This window comes from Colwellia sp. BRX10-3 (assembly GCF_014077505.1).
Lineage (GTDB): Bacteria > Pseudomonadota > Gammaproteobacteria > Enterobacterales > Alteromonadaceae > Cognaticolwellia.
In genome coordinates this window covers 177,434-196,562 of the sequence record NZ_JACGWA010000004.1, presented here as the reverse complement: position 1 = coordinate 196,562, position 19,129 = coordinate 177,434, and the positions used below count along the sequence as shown (strand labels likewise).

The 19,129-nt window shown below is 35.9% G+C and carries 13 protein-coding genes; 6 read left to right on the top strand and 7 right to left on the bottom strand.

The genetic code is table 11. The features are described from left to right. Nucleotides 1-260 precede the first annotated feature (260 nt). Together sppA and ansA are read left to right on the top strand one after the other, a co-directional pair. On the top strand, nucleotides 261-2,123 hold the full coding sequence (gene sppA, locus H4J38_RS08970; RefSeq protein ID WP_182131450.1) for a signal peptide peptidase SppA: 1,863 nt from the start codon (nucleotides 261-263) through the stop codon (nucleotides 2,121-2,123). Between the two features lie 170 nt (nucleotides 2,124-2,293). After that, nucleotides 2,294-3,298, top strand: coding sequence for an asparaginase (gene ansA / locus H4J38_RS08965; RefSeq protein ID WP_182131449.1), 1,005 nt, complete (start codon nucleotides 2,294-2,296; stop codon nucleotides 3,296-3,298). 108 nt (nucleotides 3,299-3,406) lie between these two features. On the opposite strand, the gene H4J38_RS08960 is transcribed toward ansA, so the two are convergent. From H4J38_RS08960 to H4J38_RS08935, 6 genes are all read right to left on the bottom strand, one after another. After that, nucleotides 3,407-6,268 (bottom strand): DUF349 domain-containing protein, encoded by a 2,862-nt coding sequence (locus tag H4J38_RS08960; RefSeq protein ID WP_182131448.1) that lies wholly within the window; start codon nucleotides 6,266-6,268, stop codon nucleotides 3,407-3,409. Beyond that, nucleotides 6,265-6,549: a YeaC family protein gene (locus H4J38_RS08955; RefSeq protein ID WP_182131447.1), complete on the bottom strand. Its 285-nt coding sequence runs from the start codon at nucleotides 6,547-6,549 to the stop codon at nucleotides 6,265-6,267. Before H4J38_RS08955 ends, H4J38_RS08960 begins: the two co-directional genes overlap by 4 nt. A gap of 25 nt (nucleotides 6,550-6,574) precedes the next feature. Continuing rightward, nucleotides 6,575-6,904 (bottom strand): hypothetical protein, encoded by a 330-nt coding sequence (locus tag H4J38_RS08950; protein WP_182131446.1) that lies wholly within the window; start codon nucleotides 6,902-6,904, stop codon nucleotides 6,575-6,577. 77 nt (nucleotides 6,905-6,981) lie between these two features. After that, nucleotides 6,982-8,478 carry a sodium:alanine symporter family protein gene (locus H4J38_RS08945; protein WP_182131445.1) on the bottom strand — a complete coding sequence of 499 codons (1,497 nt, stop codon included), beginning with the start codon at nucleotides 8,476-8,478 and terminating at the stop codon, nucleotides 6,982-6,984. A 70-nt stretch (nucleotides 8,479-8,548) separates the two neighbouring features. Next, nucleotides 8,549-9,676 (bottom strand): carboxypeptidase family protein, encoded by a 1,128-nt coding sequence (locus H4J38_RS08940; RefSeq protein ID WP_182131444.1) that lies wholly within the window; start codon nucleotides 9,674-9,676, stop codon nucleotides 8,549-8,551. 65 nt (nucleotides 9,677-9,741) lie between these two features. Next, a complete protein-coding gene (locus H4J38_RS08935; protein WP_259365460.1) occupies nucleotides 9,742-10,149 on the bottom strand; it encodes a TlpA disulfide reductase family protein in 408 nt (135 codons plus the stop codon). A gap of 1,198 nt (nucleotides 10,150-11,347) precedes the next feature. On the opposite strand from H4J38_RS08935, the gene H4J38_RS08930 reads away from it, so the two are divergent. Next, entirely contained in the window at nucleotides 11,348-11,749 is a 402-nt protein-coding gene (locus tag H4J38_RS08930) for a DUF3718 domain-containing protein (protein ID WP_182131442.1), read from the top strand. 628 nt (nucleotides 11,750-12,377) lie between these two features. On the opposite strand, the gene putP is transcribed toward H4J38_RS08930, so the two are convergent. After that, nucleotides 12,378-13,820, bottom strand: a complete 1,443-nt coding sequence (gene putP, locus H4J38_RS08925) for a sodium/proline symporter PutP (protein WP_404842607.1) — start codon at nucleotides 13,818-13,820, stop codon at nucleotides 12,378-12,380. 376 nt (nucleotides 13,821-14,196) lie between these two features. On the opposite strand from putP, the gene H4J38_RS08920 reads away from it, so the two are divergent. From H4J38_RS08920 to H4J38_RS08910, 3 genes are all read left to right on the top strand, one after another. Continuing rightward, complete coding sequence (locus tag H4J38_RS08920) at nucleotides 14,197-14,772, top strand: RNA polymerase sigma factor (RefSeq protein WP_259365459.1); 576 nt, start codon at nucleotides 14,197-14,199, stop codon at nucleotides 14,770-14,772. After that, nucleotides 14,769-15,806: a FecR domain-containing protein gene (locus H4J38_RS08915; protein ID WP_182131439.1), complete on the top strand. Its 1,038-nt coding sequence runs from the start codon at nucleotides 14,769-14,771 to the stop codon at nucleotides 15,804-15,806. The genes H4J38_RS08920 and H4J38_RS08915 overlap by 4 nt, the downstream gene beginning before the upstream one ends. Nucleotides 15,807-16,144: 338 nt before the next feature. Beyond that, nucleotides 16,145-18,733, top strand: coding sequence for a TonB-dependent siderophore receptor (locus H4J38_RS08910; RefSeq protein WP_182131438.1), 2,589 nt, complete (start codon nucleotides 16,145-16,147; stop codon nucleotides 18,731-18,733). Nucleotides 18,734-19,129 lie beyond the last annotated feature (396 nt).

Genomic DNA, 19,129 nt, shown 5'->3' with positions numbered 1-19,129 from the left:
AAATCACAGTGATATAGTGCTATCTCCTTGTTGTTATGAACATTAACATTATTTTGTTATTAAATTAATACAAGTTAATAATTTTTATCTGTTTCTTTCGCCAATAACTTAGAAAGTGGATTAAGTGTAGAATAAATTTACCCGTAATTTCTTTCAATTATCCTTCTGACAAAAATATTTACATTTACGACTACTTAAGCGAGTCAATTTTCAGTAGCATGTGCCTATCACATACAAAAGTAACCTATAGATAACGTTTTATGAAAGAAAATAAAAGCATCGTAGCAAGAATAGCCTTAGGGTTATTCAGTTTGCTCAATACCTCACGCAAAATCATTATAAATTTAGTGTTTTTTACTGTGCTAATAATTTTTATTATTGCTATTAACAGTGATGAAGAAAATATTGATGTAAAACCAGGCTCAGCACTTGTATTGAATATACGTGGCGATATTGTCGAGCAAAAGCATGATATAGACCCCATGGACGCTTTTATTAGCCAAGCACTTGAACAACCAGATACCGCACCTGAAGTGCTGTTGGCTGATATATTAGCTGTGATTAAACATGCAGAGACTGATGATCGTATTAGTATGATGGTGTTAGATCTAAAAAATATGCAAGGATCAGGCATTACCAAGTTACGTGATGTGGCCAACGCTTTAACACAATTCAAAAATAGTGGTAAAAAAATAATCGCTATTGGTGAGCATTACAGCCAAAACCAATATTATTTAGCCAGTTATGCTGATGAAGTTTGGCTTAACCCTAATGGTTGGATGTTGTTGGACGGTTACGGTCGGTATCAACTCTATTTTAAATCTGCGTTGGAAAAGCTTTCAATTAGCCAACACGTATTTCGTGTTGGCACTTATAAATCTGCGGTTGAACCATATATTAGAGACAATATGTCTGATGCAGCTAAAGAGGCTAACCAATTATGGTTAACTGATCTCTGGCAACAATACAAAACTGATGTTGCTCAACAACGTAACTTCTCAATCAGTAATTTTGATGAAGACGTTGATGTCTTAGTCAAAAAACTAAAAGCGGCAAAAGGCAGTGTTGCTGAGTATGCTTTAACCAATAACTGGGTAGATGCGTTAAAAACGCGTGAACAGATAAGCAATGACTTAATCAACACTGTAGGTAGCGATGGCGAAAAAAGTTTTAAAAATATAGCTTTTAATGACTATTTAACTGTAATTAACTCAAAAATTTCATTGCAAAGTGCTAACGCAGATAAAGTCGCTATTATTGTCGCCAAAGGCACCATTTTAGATGGAAAACAAAAGCCTGGTAATATTGGCGGCACTTCTACCGCAGCTTTATTACGAGAAGCCCGTGATAATAAAGATGTAAAAGCGGTTGTACTTCGTGTTGATAGCCCGGGTGGTAGCGCTTACGCTTCAGAAATTATTCGTCAAGAAGTAGAATTATTAAAGGCAGCGGGTAAACCTGTAGTTGCTTCAATGGGCACTTATGCCGCATCAGGTGGTTATTGGATATCAGCTCCTGCTGATAAAATTTATGCCTCACGTACTACTATTACAGGTTCAATCGGTATATTTGGCTTTTTCATGACCTTTGAAAATACTTTAAGTAAAATGGGAATTCATACTGATGGTGTAGGTACTACAGATATCGCAGGTTTTGGCTTAACACGTGAGTTAACACCAGGTATGGCTAACATTGTTCAATTAAATATTGAACGCGGATACCGCGACTTTATTGAACTTGTGGCCAATAATCGTAATATGACCACTGAAGAAGTTGATGCTATTGCTCAAGGCCGTGTATGGTCAGGTTCAAAAGCATTAGAGCTTGGATTAGTTGACGCCTTGGGTAATATTGATAACGCAATTGAAGCCGCAGCTGAGCTAGCAAATTTAGCAAATTACGATACACTTTTAATCGAAAAAGAAAAAAGCCCACGTGCGTTATTCTTACAAAGTTTATTGGGCCAAGCGTTAATATTATTTGGTCAACCATCGACTATCGATTACAGTGAAAACAGTCTCACTAAAATTATTAGCACCCTATCACTAGAGCTTAAACAACTAGCGCAATTAAATGATCCTCAAGGTATTTATTCATTTTGCTTGGCTTGTGAAGTTGAATAATTTTAGATATTAACTAATGCAATTAAGCCTCGAATTATCGGGGTTTTTTTTTATCACTAAAACCGCCTTTTTTCTAGAAAGTCTATTAATCCTGTGTGTTACAATCTTCTGCAATTCCATTTCTACTTTGGCATTTAACATTATGCTAATTTTACATTAAGACTTAAGCTATGAGAAAACGCATCTATATCGCTTATACCGGTGGCACAATTGGTATGAAGCCGAGCGAAAACGGTTATATACCGCAGAAGCAGCATTTAACTGACGCGATAATGAAAATGCCTGACTTTCATCGTGAAGAAATGCCAGAATTTACCATCAATGAATATCATCCGTTAATTGACTCGTCAAATATGTCACCTGCTGATTGGCAACACATTGCTAATGATATTAAGCAACATTACGATGAATATGATGGTTTTGTGGTTTTACATGGTACCGACACCATGGCTTACACAAGTTCTGCGTTGTCTTTTATGTTAGAGAATTTGAGCAAACCCGTGATTGTTACCGGCTCACAAATACCTTTGAGTCAATTACGTTCCGACGGACAAGAGAACCTGTTGAATTCACTCTATATTGCTGCTAATTATCCTATTAGTGAAGTCGGATTATATTTTAACAATAAGCTTTTTCGGGGAAACCGTAGTATAAAAGCTTATGCAGATGGCTTTAATGCCTTTGATTCGCCCAATTTACCGCCTTTGCTAGAAGCGGGTATTAACATTAAGTTAATTGAAGGTAAGATTTCAGAGCCAGTATCTGAGCCTTTAAAGCTGGCGCAAATTACACCACAGCCCATTGGTGTTGTGCATTTATATCCTGGTATATCGGTAGAGCTGATTAAAAACATCATTAAACAACCGGTTAAAGCGTTAATAATTCGTAGTTATGGTGTTGGCAATGCGCCACAAGATCAGGCGATGTTAGATTGTTTGAAGCAAGCTAATGATGCGGGTATTGTTATAGTTAATTGTAGCCAGTGTATTAAAGGCACAGTAAATATGAAAGGCTACGCGACAGGTAACGCACTGAGTAAAATAGGCGTTATTAGTGGTCATGATATGACATTAGAAGCCACATTAACTAAATTACATTACTTACTTAGTAAAGGTTATAGCCAAGCAAAAATTTGCCAATTACTCGAGGTGAGTTTACGTGGCGAACTGAGCTAAACTATACTATAGAGGCGTTAAACAAAAACTAGCGACTTGGATAACAATCTGAAAAACAAAAAGTCAGCAATTCATGCTGACTTTTTAATTTAAACACTAACGCAATTGTTATTTAAAAATTTCTTTTATGCGCTGTAGTAGTTCAACATCTTGTTGAGTAAAACTGCCTAACATTAACCACTGCGTAAACTTAGCGGGTAAATCAATTTCAGCCCCTGAAGACATTTGTGTCTGCATCAAATTTACTTGCACTGTCATACGGCGTTGTTGTAATTCACTTGGCGAAGGTATACCAGATAATATTTCAAGCTCAAGCGTCGCATCTTCTCTATTAAAGTGTGTTGTGTTATTGGCTAAATCTTTTAACTTTTTCTGCCAAAATGCGCTTAAATGTAGATAGTCTTTCTGCTCAGTAAAGCTTTTTTCATTGGTTATGCTTTCTTCAAGTGTCGAAAATAAATAACCCCATTGTCGCTTTTCGTTGGCATGATTAAAATCAACAATTTTCTTCGCTAGCGCTTTCTCTTTTGCGTTAATTTGTTTTTCCAGATTTACCATTTTTGGCTTTTGTTGAGCAACATCACTATGTAATGCCTGCAATGCTTGCTCATATTTTTGCAGGTCAATTAATTGTGTAACTTGGGCAAATTCTTCTTCAAGCCTAGTTAATGTGCTTTCTAACTCAGCAACCTTAGCTATTGTGGCTGACTTTTCCAGAACACTTTTTTGTTCACGTTTAGCAAAAATATTATCATTAATTTTACGAAAGCTTTGCCAAAGTTTATTTTCTATTTTGGCTCCTGCATGGCCAGTTTTGCGCCATTGTGTTTGCAATTCTTTAACTTGCGTAACAGCGGCAAAAATATCTTCATCCGCAAGTAACTTTTCAGCACTAATAATAAGCTCTTGCTTTAATAACTTGTTTTCATGATGAAAGGTTTTAATAGCAGATTTGATTGGTTGTAAAACTAGATTAAATTGCTCGTTAATTTCTTGATAAACACCACGATCAACCTGCCCAGCGCTTTGCCATTGCTTTATTAGCTGATTTAATTCTGCTTCTAAAGTTTTAAAATCTACTTCGCTGCTGTCGTTATCATTTTCTTTAGCGCTTGTTAACTGCTCGGCAAGTATTTTTGCTTGTTCAACAAATGATTGACGTGTGATCAAATGTTGCGCTCTAATTTTTTCTTGCTCAGCGAAATATAAGCGACAAGGCGTGAATGCGGTTTCACATAATGTATTAAACTCTGTATTTAAGCTTTGCTCGGCGTCATCATCAGCATGGCCTAAGCTGTTCCAAGTTTTACGATACTGTTTAACTTTTTCCGCTTGTTCGTTTGGATTATCAAGTGGTGTTTCTACAATCGCTTTAATGTCCGCTAATAATTGTTGCTTGCGCGGTGTTGCGATGTAATGTTCCCAATCAGCTAATTCGGCTATTTTTTCATTCAGCGAATCATAATCTTTTTGAAGTCGATATTGTTGCTGTTCAGATAAGCTATTAAATAATTGTTTTGCCTTTTTAAAAACACCAAATGCCGCATTGTACTTTCCAGCAGCAATTAACCTTTTAACATCATGCAGTTTTTTCTGTGTAACTGAGAACTCTTGTTTTTGTGCTTGCTGCAAGGGTTTTATTGCTTGACGCCAGTTACGCTGAATTTCATTGGCAGCGTTTTTAATTGAATCAGGTAAATTACCCGATGCATTTTTCTCAGCGCTTTTCCAATTTGCTAACCACTCATTAAAAGTTGGCTGACGTTCATTCATTTCTAAAACAGTTGTTGGCATTGCTAACTGTGACACTTTTGAAATTAAATATGTTGCATCACTGACCGATTTGGCAATTTCAGGTAATTGTTGCAGCTTTTGTTGTTGTTGACATATTTTAGCAATAAATTCGTTCTGCTCATCTTTAGTTAGTGCTGAGGCAATAATTTCACTGGTTAATTTATCAAATAATGTTTGATATTGTTGCTCTTCAATTTCGTCATTTTCGAAAATACTAGTCGTTAATGTTTGATCGATAATAGCTAGTGTTTTATCAAAATGAACACGCGCTTGTTGCTTATTTATATCGAGTTCACGTGCTATTTCAGCTTGTGCATGTTGTTCTGCCTTAGCAACGAACAATTTATCGAGTTGGGTAATAATAGCGGATTTTTTATCAATAAAAGTACTAATTTCTGCTGTTTCTAAACAAGTAAATTCTGTACTTAAACTCTGCCATTCGTTATTAAGTAATGTGAGTTTTTCAAGATATATCTTGTATTCGTATTGGTCTTTAAGTGCTTGAAGCTTAGCTAATACTAGGTTAACTTTTTTACGTAATACTATGGGTTGTTCAAGCGCAAATTGTAACTGGCTAATTTTTTCAGTTAATTTCTCTGTGATCTCAGCTTGATTTGATTTTTTCTTCAGTTTTTCTAAGCTCTCTACATCATCAACTTTATTAACAATGTATTGCTGCACTGTTAAATTTTGCTTTTGGCTAAAGAGGTTAAGCAATAGCTGAGGCTTTAATGCTGTTTTATTACTTTGTTCATTAGCTTTAGATTTATTAGCTAGCTTTTCAAATAAGGCGATAATCAAGTTGGCATCTTCAGCACTTTTTAGCCAGTTTTCGTACAGGTCATAATGGTTGTGCGCTGCAATGTAATCGAGTTTTTCTTGCTCAGACAGTTTAATTGCATCTTGGTCAGTTAAAATAGCAGCAACTTTTTTGCCCGCATATTGTTTTACTTTAGCCATGGTATTTTCTTGGCTATGCGTTAACCAAGATTGAAAGTTATCGAGTTTTATTAATGCTGCCCGTCGAACGTTTTCATTTTCGTCGGTTTTAGCAAGCGCTTCAACAATCTCTCGTTGTGCTGGTTCTACTATTGATAGGCTATTGTTAATTGCTTCAACACGAACCGTACTGTTTTTATGTTGCCATTTCTTTTTTAAAAAGTTAGAAAAAATCATATATCTGAAAACCTAGCAATGTCATTAGTGTCTTGCGCTGTAGGAAAGTCTGAACGTAGTTCGCGTTTTGTTTTAATGATCATCTCACCTTTAGGGCTAATAGAAAGAGTTTGATCTGAGTTTAAATGTTTAGATTGATAAGCCATGGTAATTTGTAAGGCACTTAGTTGCTGCTCTTTAGCAACAACAGTTCCTTCTGGCCACTTGCCAGTTTCAGCGGCACATTTTAAGCGCAAATACATTTCTTCTGACATATTGTCGACTAACTGAATGATATCCATGAACATCTCTTTTGAATAAGGTTAATTAAGATTGGTTGCGCTTGGTTAATAAAAGCCTGACCCGGGTAATAATATATAGAATAAAACCTAAAATAGTACTGGCGATAGCAGCAATATACTCCCAAGTACCTGGTTTAGCATCTTGTGAATAAAGAAACAGGAAACCACCACAAAATAACAACATGGCGATAAATGAATGATTCATCAGCTTTTGTGATGTTGCCACGGCACTAACGCGCTTTAAACTCGATATTTTTTCTGCATCTAATGTTGTTAAGTCTATTTTACAATGTTCACATGACTTGGTTTTATCAGAAATTTTTTTCTTACAACTTGGGCAATTTATAACGGCCATATTTCCACCTCTTTTTCGATGCTTTATTTTACCTAAAAAAAACGCCCTTGCGGGCGTTTATTTACAGTAAATAGCATTTATTTTTTATTTTGTTCTTCTAAACGCTTTTCCCAGAAGTCAGCATTTTTAATTTCTAGACTTTTTGGATCAAAGGTATAATGTTCAACACCCTCTTTTTGCTGTCTTTCATAGTCTTTTAGAGCTTTAACCGCGGGTTTGGCCATAAAGAAAATAACAAGAATACCGATAATATTTAACCAAGCCATCATACCAACACCAACATCCCCCATACCCCAAGCTATGTCAGCCGCTTTAACCGTACCATAGAAAGTAGCGACCATAATCAACATTTTAAGTAAAAAAGTTAAAGCGGGAAAATTAAAGGTACGTTTAATATACGCAACATTGTTTTCCGCAATAAAGTAATACGCCAATATGGTAGTGAAAGCGAAGAAAAACAATGCAATGGCTATAAACGGTTTACCAAATCCAGTTAACATGCTTTCTACTGCAATTTGAGTATAAGCAGGACTATTGGCAGCAATATCTCCTGCAATATTTTGCACAATAAAACTGGCTGAACCTTGCAACTGTACATTGTAAGATTGGGTGATCAGTATCATAAATGCTGTGGCAGTACAGACAAACAAAGTATCAATATAAACTGAAAACGCTTGTACTAAACCTTGTTGTGCAGGGTGATCAACTTCGGCAGCAGCAGCTGCATGCGGACCAGTACCTTGGCCAGCTTCATTGGAGTAAACTCCACGTTTGACGCCCCAACCAATTGCCGCACCTACACCTGCCATCGGTGTGAACGCGTCGGTTATTATCAACATAAATACATCAGGTAAACGGTCAAAATGTAAGAAAATTATCACACAAGCAATAATAATATAGGCGAGTGCCATAAAAGGCACCACAACTTGGGTAAAGTTAGCAATACGCTTAACGCCACCAAAGATGATAAAGCCTAAGATAAGCACAATAAATATCGCAGTATAAAGCTTGGTCATTTCAATAGCACCAATTGCTGTCTCTACAATATTACCCGTACCAAAAACCATGGTAACTGCTACACCGATACTATTAGATTGTACTGTTGGCAATAATGCACCACAGGCTATAATAGTAGCAATTGCAAAAATCCAAGCATACCATTTTTGCCCCATGGCTTTTTCAATATAATAAGCTGGACCACCACGATATAAACCGTCTTGTTCTTCTTTATAAATTTGCGCATTAGTCGATTCAATATAAGCTGTAGCGGCACCTAAAAATGCCACAACCCACATCCAAAAAACCGCACCTGGCCCACCAAAGCCAATAGCGGCAGCAACACCGGCAATATTACCGGTACCTACACGTCCAGATAGAGATACTGCTAGTGCTTGGAATGACGAAATACCCTTCGCTGAGCTTTTGCCAGTCAACAACAGTCGCCACATTTCGCGAAATTGTCGAACTTGGACAAACCGAGTAATTACAGAGAAAAATAACCCAGTACCCAAACAAAGATAAATCAATGCTGGGCTCCAGATAATGCTATTTAGTGTATTTACAATTTCTTGCACTATAGACTCCTAATAATTATTGTTTTTTTAAAGTTAATTTAGTGTTGTAAAAATATGGCATATGTTAAACCTATCGTAAATCACCCACCACATGGTAAATTGCCGTTAGAAAGTCTCGTCCAAATAAGCTACTGCGCTCATCTGACCAACCGACGCTATAGTCGGGTAATAAATTGTTGTCTTTAAATGGCATTTCAACTGTATAGGCTAAACAGTTAAATTGTTCACCCACCCAATTAGCAGCAACCGTTAAGTTAGCTTTACCTGGCTCATCTTTGTCGTAGCCTTTGTCATCTTGAAATTCTGGTGTTATCGCTAAAAGTACATTTTTAAATTTGTCTTCAAGTCCTTTAATACGATCGTTGTATGAAGGAACGCCTTCACTACCGGCGACAAAATTAAACGGCAAAGCTTCATCACCATGAATATCTAGATGCATATCTACGCCTGTCGCAAGCATCATTTCACGAACTAGGTAAACTTCAGGGCTATTTTCCATTGAAGGCGTTTGCCATTCTCTGTTCAAATTAACACCTTTGGCATTTGTACGAAGGTGGCCCCGAGCAGAACCATCAGGATTCATGTTTGGTACCAAATAAAATACGGCGCTATTTAATAATGAGCGTGCGACACCGTCGTCTTCATCTAATAAGCGGTCGATAAAACCTTCCATAAACCACTCTGCCATGGTTTCACCCGGATGTTGGCGAGCTGTTATCCAAATAACTTTTTTACCTTCGCCCTCTTCACCTACTTTTAATACCGACATATCACGACCATCTAGAGTTTGGCCTAGCACTTGTAACTGACAATCTATATCTAATTGTGCACTATGAATTAAGTCTTGGTGACGTTCGTAACTGTACGGTGCAAAATAAGCAAAATATGTTGAGTCATATTCTGGTGTGAAGGTAATTGAGAGCTTTTCGCCATCAAATTCTGTCGGTACGCGAAACCAATGCTGACGATCGTAAGAAGCAACGGCTTGATAGTCTTTCCAACCTTCGGTGTAAGCCGACTTGCCTGCATTGGTTAAATGCATAACATGTTCAGTATGTTCAGTATTGTGAAGTTTAAAATGAAACCACTGGTAGAATTCTGACTGATGGTCTTTTTTAATGGCTAGTTGAATATTGCTGGGTTCTTGAGTTGAGATAACATCGATATTACCCGAGTCAAAGTTTGCTGAAATTTGCATAAGGCATTCTGCTCATTATTGTTTTGATTGCCTTAGTGTACACAAACCAGCAAAAGATCAGAAGTCTAAAAACTCCTTAAATACAGGCCTATTTCCGACGAATAGCCAAGTGATCGCGCGATAATGGTATTTTCTTCATTTAAAACATAATAACTGGGATAACCTATTACTTGAAAATCAGCTTTTACTGACTCATTCCCTAGCGCAATAGGAAAGGTTAATTGATGATTGTTAGTGAATTTTTTGACTTCTTCTACATCGACAAAATCTAATGCGACAGCAATTACATTTATATCAGCATTTTTTAGATAAATATTTTGCAAATTATCAATACTAAAATTACACACCTGACACCATGGAGCAAAAAAATAAATAATGGTTTTCTTACCACCGGCTTCTAGTGTTATATCATTGTTCATCAAGGTTTTTAGTTGGTGATTTGCAGGAACAATATTGGCACTAGTAGACAACATGCTAGTTTCTCGTAACATTGCTATGGCATTAAAAATTAATAAAAAAACAGATATTTGTATTAATAAGCTGCGCAACAAGATAGTAACTTCCTAAAGATGTTATAAGGTAATAACTAAGACCGGATTAGTGATTTTTTTGTTCATGATAATAATGAAAAGTTTGTGACTGCGATGATATTTCAAATTTTTGATTCTCTAAATAGCTTTAAAATAACAAACCTTGTTTCTATAATTAACCACATAAATTGCAAAAAGGCGCTACCTTTCGATTAGCGCCTTCTCTATAATGTGACGGGAAGAATGGGACGAGTATGAGCACTGGTTTTATTCATTAAAATTGCCCTGAGAGTATATATTATAGAAAACTAAGGCGTATACATTAAACAGTCGATAAAATAAGTTAATTTTGTTTACTGGTTAATCTCGTCAGTGCTGATAATATTTCTCAGCATTCTCATTTATGTAACTACGCATAATGTTTGAGACTCCCAACCACTATATGATAATGGCTTCTAATGATCACTTGTATCACTTTTAATACGTTATCATTTGAGCGTTCCTAGAGTATAGTAGCATGCTTTGATCTACAGTGGGTATTGTTGAATAACCATAATAAGTTAACAGGTTCCTGATAGATGACATTCGCTATAGATGAAAAAATGTATCCCTAGATGATGATTTTTTGCCAATAACCCTTTATGTAGTGGCCAAATTAACTATGCCACTCCATTACGCCTGAATGCGAACAAAACCACCATTGCGATCGTTCACATAGTTGTATTGCATGACTTTTTACAGCTCGTCCACTTTGTGTAAAGCGGACTTTAATGTCAGCATTTTTTACAGTTTATAATACATTACACTGCAAATATAAAGCTTTGATTCTACAAATATGATGCTTTGTCTCTAAATATGTATATTTCCAAATTTAACACTAGATTTCTCTCTATATTTTGAGTTTTTTATTAGCCAGTGTCAGATTTTTTTACACTTATTATTTCAAAATCAATATTACTTTTAGTTACACATTTTAACCGCCTTGTATTCATACAATTAGGCTTTACCAATTCTGAATGGCGCAAAAAATGCCTATAACAGTACGGATAAGGATGTGTTAAATAGCTTCCTATCTCCCGTTAACTATTCGAGAGTTTTAGTTAAGTTGTACCGGGTACTTGCAACGATAAAGGAGTCAATTATGAAAACTTTAACATTGGCAGTAGTGTTCGTATTATTATCTTTCAATTCTAATGCTACCAAGTACGAGTTTATTGCAACAGATAGTAGTATTGAGACAAAAATGTGTGTATTTGCTGGCAGTAATAATAAAGATGGATTAAAAAATGCACTAAGATTAAGTTCGAGGAGTTCTGCGATTAATTCAAAACGCTTTGCTGTTAATTCTATTACTTGTAATGATATGGTAATGGCGCATTTTGCCCATAAATATGATGCGTTAGATACCTTTTCGTATTTAAACCATTTCACCTCCAAAAAAGATAAAATACCTACCACAAGTGTCGAAATAAAAGATATTGCCGCCGTTTTTAATCGCAAAAATGAAGATACTAAAATCATTTATGTTGGCTCGGCTAAATAAATTGCATATTGAAAATTCAGAGCTAAACTTTTAACTTACTATAAAGTTTAGCTCTTCATTCAATAAGTTAATGTTACATTTAGTATACGAATGTCTGCTTCTTACCATCGACTATAAAATACTGAAATATATAACTGTCAGTTTTCTTATCCCAAAGCTGACCAGTCATTAGAATCTATTAAATAATGCAGTATGACTGTTTTGTAGCAGAAATTAGCATCTATAGATGGAATGCCAACTAAAACTATGAACTTGCAGCCGTCATAGGTTTTGTTTTCATTCTATAATTTCATTTTGTTTTTTTATACCCTGAAATAGTCTCAAAACCGATGTTAGGAACGTCCGCTTTGTCAATGATTATTTATTTAGCTATTGCCCAGCTTAAGACAACTAAAGGATGTAAAGCTGTTCTAGACAAACGCACATAATTCACGGATTTTTTGACGAGTTGGGCAATCTGAGATAAACGGACCATTAAAAAGCATATGCTTTTCCTCAAAATATTAAATAGTGTTTTGGAGTTAAGTATAATTGGATTTATTGTACTATTACCCTAACAGGTCAAACTTAGTTGTTAGATCTGTTAGGGGTTTAAATGTTTTGAAAATAAATTCAGTAAATCTTAAAATTAAACATGATGCGTTAACATTTCATCATGTTTAGCTAAAACCTTTGCATCATCTTGTGGGGCCATTTTAGTTACTACATAGATAACGCTTGAACATAGAATAAAGCCTGGCACTAATTCATACATTACTGAACTTAATGATTGACCATTAATACTGATAGGTACGTAAATCCACAACAATACCGTTAACGCCCCTGTTATCATTCCGGCTAAAGCGGCATTTCTAGTCATTTCTTTCCAAAATAAACTCCCAATAACCACAGGACCAAAAGCCGCCCCAAAACCTGCCCAAGCATTACTGACTAATGATAAAATAGATGAGTTACGATCATAGGCTAGATAAATTGCCACCAAAGCAACTAAAAATACCGCAATTCGTCCTACCAGCACTTGTTGCTTATCGCTAGCGTCTCGATGCAAAAATGTTTTATAAAAATCTTCAGTCAATGAACTTGATGTAACCAATAACTGAGAAGAAATAGTACTCATAATGGCCGCTAAGATTGCCGCCAATAAAAAACCTGCAATTAACGGGCTAAATAATATTTGAGATAAAACAATAAAAATAGTTTCAGCGTCATCAAGTTTTAATCCTGTTTTAGCAACATAAGCAATACCAGCAAAGCCAGTTGCCATAGCGCCAATAATAGAAACGATCATCCAACTCATTCCTATTCGACGAGCTGCCGGTATGTCTTTAATGCTGCGTATCGCCATAAAGCGTACAATAATATGGGGTTGACCAAAGTACCCTAACCCCCATGCCAGTGCAGAAATAATACCGATTAAGCTGACACCACTAAAAACATCTAATAATGCAGGATTTATGGTACTAATGCTTGCGTGCAGTTCAGATATACCACCCACTTCACCAATAGCCACTATAGGCACTAATACTAAAGCAACAAACATAATACAACCTTGAACAAAATCAGTTAAGCTCACCGCTAAAAAACCACCAAAGAGCGTATATGCAACAACTACGCCCGCAGTAACATACAAGCCTACTTCATAATTTATACCAAAAGAACTTTCAAATAGTTTGCCGCCAGCAACTATACCGCTCGAAGTATAAAGAGTGAAAAACACCACAATCACAACCGATGAAACTATTCTTAACATACGTGATTTATCATTAAACCTATTTTCAAAAAAATCAGGTAAGGTTATAGAGTCATTAGCCACTTCGGTATAGGTTCTAAGGCGAGGAGCAACAATAAGGTAATTTAAAAAAGCACCAACGACTAAACCAATAGCAATCCATAAACTACTAACACCTGAAATATACATAGCGCCAGGTAAGCCCATTAGCATCCAACCACTCATATCAGATGCCCCTGCAGAAAGCGCTGCAACACTAGGACTTAAGCTCCTACCACCAAGCATATAACCTGCGACATCACTGGTTGATTTACGATACGCATACAAACCAATACCAAGCATCGCACTAAAATAAAGACCTAAAGAGAAAAGAGTTTCAAATTCCAAAATAATTTCCACCGTTATATTTTTTTATTGTGCTAGTAAATTAATTCATCGATACCGCTAAAGAGTTTGTTTAAGCGATAATCCATAACTTTTTACTAAAAACTTCATGAACATTATTTTTCATAAGATGCATCATTCAACTTTATGCTGTTTAGCATCAATTAAATCCATTAATTCAATTGGTAAAATAGACAAGTAAAGAATAATAACGCGGTTATAATTTATACAAGTTGGGACAAAAAGGATGTTATCTTATCTTTTGTCTAAAATTGTTATGGATTACATGACAAACAGACTCTTTAGTTAAAGCGCGTATTAACGGAAACATTAAATGCTAATAAACAAGCAATCGAACAATAGAGTTTTAACAGCTTTCCAGTCATGTAGGGATGGTTTAGTGCGCTCTATTATGAAGATGAGTGTAGAGCAGCAAGATGTTGATGATATTTTACAGGAAACTTTTATTAGAGTTTTAGACTCTGATGCTAAACAACAAATTAAATCCCCAAAAGGATATTTATTTGTTGTTTCAAGAAACTTAGTGCTTAAAAAGTTAATGCAACAATCAAAAGAAATACATACAGAATTAGATGATGCACTAATAGAAGATGACGATGAGAATACGGTTGAGAAAGACTTATATCAAAAGCTAAAATTTGAGCGTTTTAATAAAGTATTAAGTTCATTACCAGAAAAGCATCGCCGCGCGATACTATTAAGAAAGCTCTATTGTTTAAGTCATAAGGAAATAGCAAAGAAAATGGATGTATCTGTAAGTTCCATTGAAAAGTACATTGCGCAAGGTTTAAAACAATGCAAACAGTCACTTTGTGCTCAAGGATATGAAGTTGATGAACTCAAACTTCCGGTACATCTGAATCAATCAAGCGAAGAGCAAACAAAATGAATAATAGTAATAAAGTAATTCCACTTCGTACCTTAAATACGATTGATGACGAAGCGTCCATTTGGTTAGTTAAACTAGACAATGGTAATTTATCTGATCAATCAAGAAAAGAATTGAAGACTTGGTTATCTGCAGATAAAAGGCACCCAGTAGCATTAAAAGCTATGGCCGATGTCTGGGATGATATGGATGAGATACTGATGATTATTGATAATAAAGATTCATCGGTAAAGGTATCTATATGGCCGATATTAAAACCTATATTTAAGCCTGTCATGTTGGCAGCAAGTATAAGTTTTATGGCACTGCTGCTTTGGGTAGGAATGCCTAATGACGTACATAAAAACTCATATGCTACATTAATTGGTCAGCAGATGGATGCAACATTTGATGATGGCTCAATTATACATTTAAATACCAATACTCACATTGAAACTGAGTTTTCTGACAATAAGCGCATCATAAAATTAGTAAAAGGTGAGGCTTTATTTGAAGTCGCTCATGATCCTAATCGTCCATTTATTGTTTATGCTGGTGATCGTCTAGTACAAGCTATTGGAACAAAATTTGTTGTACATTTAAAATCCGAAGATATTCAAGTCACGGTAACTGACGGTAAAGTTAAGATGTCAAAAGTGGCACTAAATACAACATTAACCGATATTAACGATTTAACTAATACAGCGATTCAAAAAGATGATGTTTATATTATTAAAGGTGAAAAGGTAGTTGTAACTCAAGATAAAACACCTACCCTAACATTCATCAAAGCAGAAAATATGGCTCGTGAACTTTCATGGCTTAACGGTAAATTAATTTTTGTTAATGAAGAATTATCTGATGTTATTGAAGAGATTAATCGTTATGTAGAAATTGAGATTGTCTTAAATGATCCTACTCTACACGATATTCCTATCAGTGGACGTTTTGATCTAAAAGACAGTGAAGCGTTAATAGAAGCGATAGAACTTTCATTTAATATGAAGTCTGAACGCATTGGTTCAAATAAAGTATTACTCACTAAAAAAATATAACGGCTTAGTTTAAATAAAAGTAAACTCAAGACGCCTAAATGTTTATTTTAGTTATGTGTTGAGGTTTTATCATTGAAAATGAATGATAATACCTCATACCCTCCTGAAAACCCCGTTATCAGCTCTATTATTACCTCTGTTAATAAAAAATTAAAATTAAATATAAAGCGGTAAAAAGCGGTAAATACAACTATTTATAAATTAATTAAAGAAAAAACAAATTTTCTTTACGGTTTTACAAACAAACTAACTCTTTAGTGTAAGTTGCAAAAAATTTAATCAAATAGCAGCTGAAAAAGATAATTATAAAACTATAAATATATTGGGAAGGTAATACCATGTCGTCAACATTTAAAATTACAACTTTAGCGCTATCTGTAAGTTTAGCGTTAGGTACTGTTCAATCATATGCTGCTGAAAACGATGCAGGCAAAGTTAAAAAAGAAGAAGTTGAGCGTATTGCCGTAGTAGGCTCTCGCGGTGCACCTCGTTCAGTAGATGCTTCACCCGTTCCTATTGATTTAATAGGCTCTGAGGAACTAGAGAAATCGGGTAACACCGATATGCTTGAATTATTAAAAGGCACTGTGCCTTCATTTAACGTGCAAAGTAACCCTATATCTGATGCAGCCAGCTTAGTTAAACCAGCTAACCTTCGAGGTCTTTCTTCAGACAGCACCTTGATACTTGTCAATGGTAAACGTCGTCATCGTGCTTCTGTTATTGCCTTATTAGGTGGTGGTATTAATGATGGTGCTCAAGGCCCTGACATTTCAGTTATTCCTAGTGCGGCACTAAAACAAGTGGAAGTGTTACGCGACGGTGCTGCGGCGCAATACGGTTCAGATGCTATCGCAGGTGTAATGAACTTTGTCTTAAAAGATGATGCAGATGGTGGTTCATTAACAGTGCGTCATGGTTCATATTATGAAGGTGACGGCGATACTACTGAAGTCAATGGTAATATTGGTATGGCACTTACTGATGATGGTTTTGCTAACCTGAGCTTCCAATATAAAAATGCTGATGCTACAAGCCGTAGTGTACAACGTCCAGATGCAGCCGCTTTTATTGACGCTGGTGTGCCAGGTGTGGGTGATCCTGCTCAAATTTGGGGTTCTCCTGAAGTTAATGACGACATCACCATTTTTGGTAACTTCGGTTTAGATATCGGTAACGACCGTGAAATTTACATGTTTGGTAACTTCTCAGAACGTGATGTTCGTGGCGGTTTCTATTATCGTAACCCTCATACTCGTGGTGGTGTTTACAGTAATGGCGATACAGATGGTGATGGTGTTAGCAATTTACTGATTGCCGATTTAGATGGTTTAGATACTGGTGGTTCTTGTAGCCCTGTTAATGTAACCTCAGAAAACGTGTTAACTCAAGACGACTATATTAACAATGTCGCAAATAATGATAATTGTTTTGCCTTTAATGAAATGTTACCAGGCGGTTTTACACCTAATTTTGGTGGTAACATCGTTGATACATCAATAACCATGGGAACACGTGGTCAGTTTGATGACACTTTGTCTTATGACGTCAGTGGTTCTGTAGGTCGTAACGAATCAAGTTATGTTATTTATGACACGTTGAATGCGTCTTTAGGCCCTGAAACACCACGTGACTTTAATCCAGGCAGCCACGTTCAACTTGAAAAATTCTTTAACATTGATTTAGTTAAAGAACTTGAAGTAGGTCTGGAGATGCCACTAATTATTGCTGGTGGTTATGAATACCATCAAGAAACCTTTGAAGTGACTGCAGGTGACGAAGCATCTTTTACCGCTGGTCCATATACAGAGCAAGGCTTTGGTATTGGTTCTAATGGTTTTCCTGGTTTTAAACCAGCAGCTGCAGGTTCATTTTCTCGTCAAAACTATGCGCTTTATCTTGATGTTGAAGCACAATACACTGAAGACTTCTTAATGGGGTATGCCCTACGTTTTGAAGATTACAGTACTTTTGGTAATACCACGAATTATAAAATCACCGCACAATATAATGTTACTGATGATTTTTCAGTACGTGGCTCGGTAAGTTCAGGCTTCCGTGCACCTACGGTTGGTCAAGCTAACTATGCTAATGTGCAAACCTCTTTAGATGGCGGTGAGTTAGTTGATTCTGCTTTACTACCAGCGTCTAACCCTATTGCTATTCAGTTAGGTGCAAAAGAATTAACGCCTGAAGAATCTCAAAGCATAGCATTTGGTGCGGTTTGGGAAATAGAAGGTATCCATTTCACACTTGATTATTACAATATTGAAGTAACTGATCGTGTTTCTCAGTCAACTAAATATAACTTAACCGCTGATGATAAAGTTAAGTTAAAGGCTGATGGTGTACCGAACGTAGACTCTATCCAACAAGTAAGCTTCTTTACCAATGATTTTGATACTACAACTGAAGGTATTGATTTTGTGGCTAACTATTCAACGAGTTTGTTAGATGGTGATACCACATTTGGTTTAGCTTATAACTGGAATGAAACAACCGTTGATGCTTACACTGAAATTACAGGTGATGGTAAAGTTTCTCGCTTAGAAAATGATTTACCAAATCATCGTGCAACATTCACGTGGTCACAAAGTTGGGACAATGTCAGTATGTTTACCCGTGTAAACTACTACGGTGAATACCAAGGCGTGCACGTTGATTGGATAGGTTCTCCAGCAGAGCCAGGTACAGAAATTGTTGCTGACTCAGAAGTTACTGTTGATGTTGAAGTTAGCTATCATGTAATGGAAGATCTTAAAGTAAGTATTGGCGCACAAAATATATTTGACGAATACCCGAATGAGCTTGATTTTGAGCAACAAACGGGTGCAGCAAATAATAGTTGGGGTGGTAAGTACTATGAAACATCTCCATTTGGCTTTAATGGTGGTTTCTACTACTTGAAGGCAACATATAACTTCTAAACTACAAGCGTTATATTCAAATATAAATCCCAGCTTTTGCTGGGATTTTTTTATTTAAAAATAAAAAAATCTCATAAAATTTGTAGCTGATGAAGGATATAAAGCAAAGCCAACGCTCTAATAACTTACCACACACATTATAAAACGATGAAAGCGCGGTAACATTAATACAACTAATTAAAACTATTGGGATAGTTCGATAGACTTTTGTGATACTACTATGACAATATCAGTAGCTAACACATTGTTACTATACTATTTAAAGAAGCAATTGCAGTTACTGATTTAAATAATCTCCAGTAATAACAAGGAAAAACTTATAAATCCAAACCAAGTAATGATCGGAAGATGCTCACTATGATCGTTATTTTAAGAAAAAGCTATCAGACAATAAGA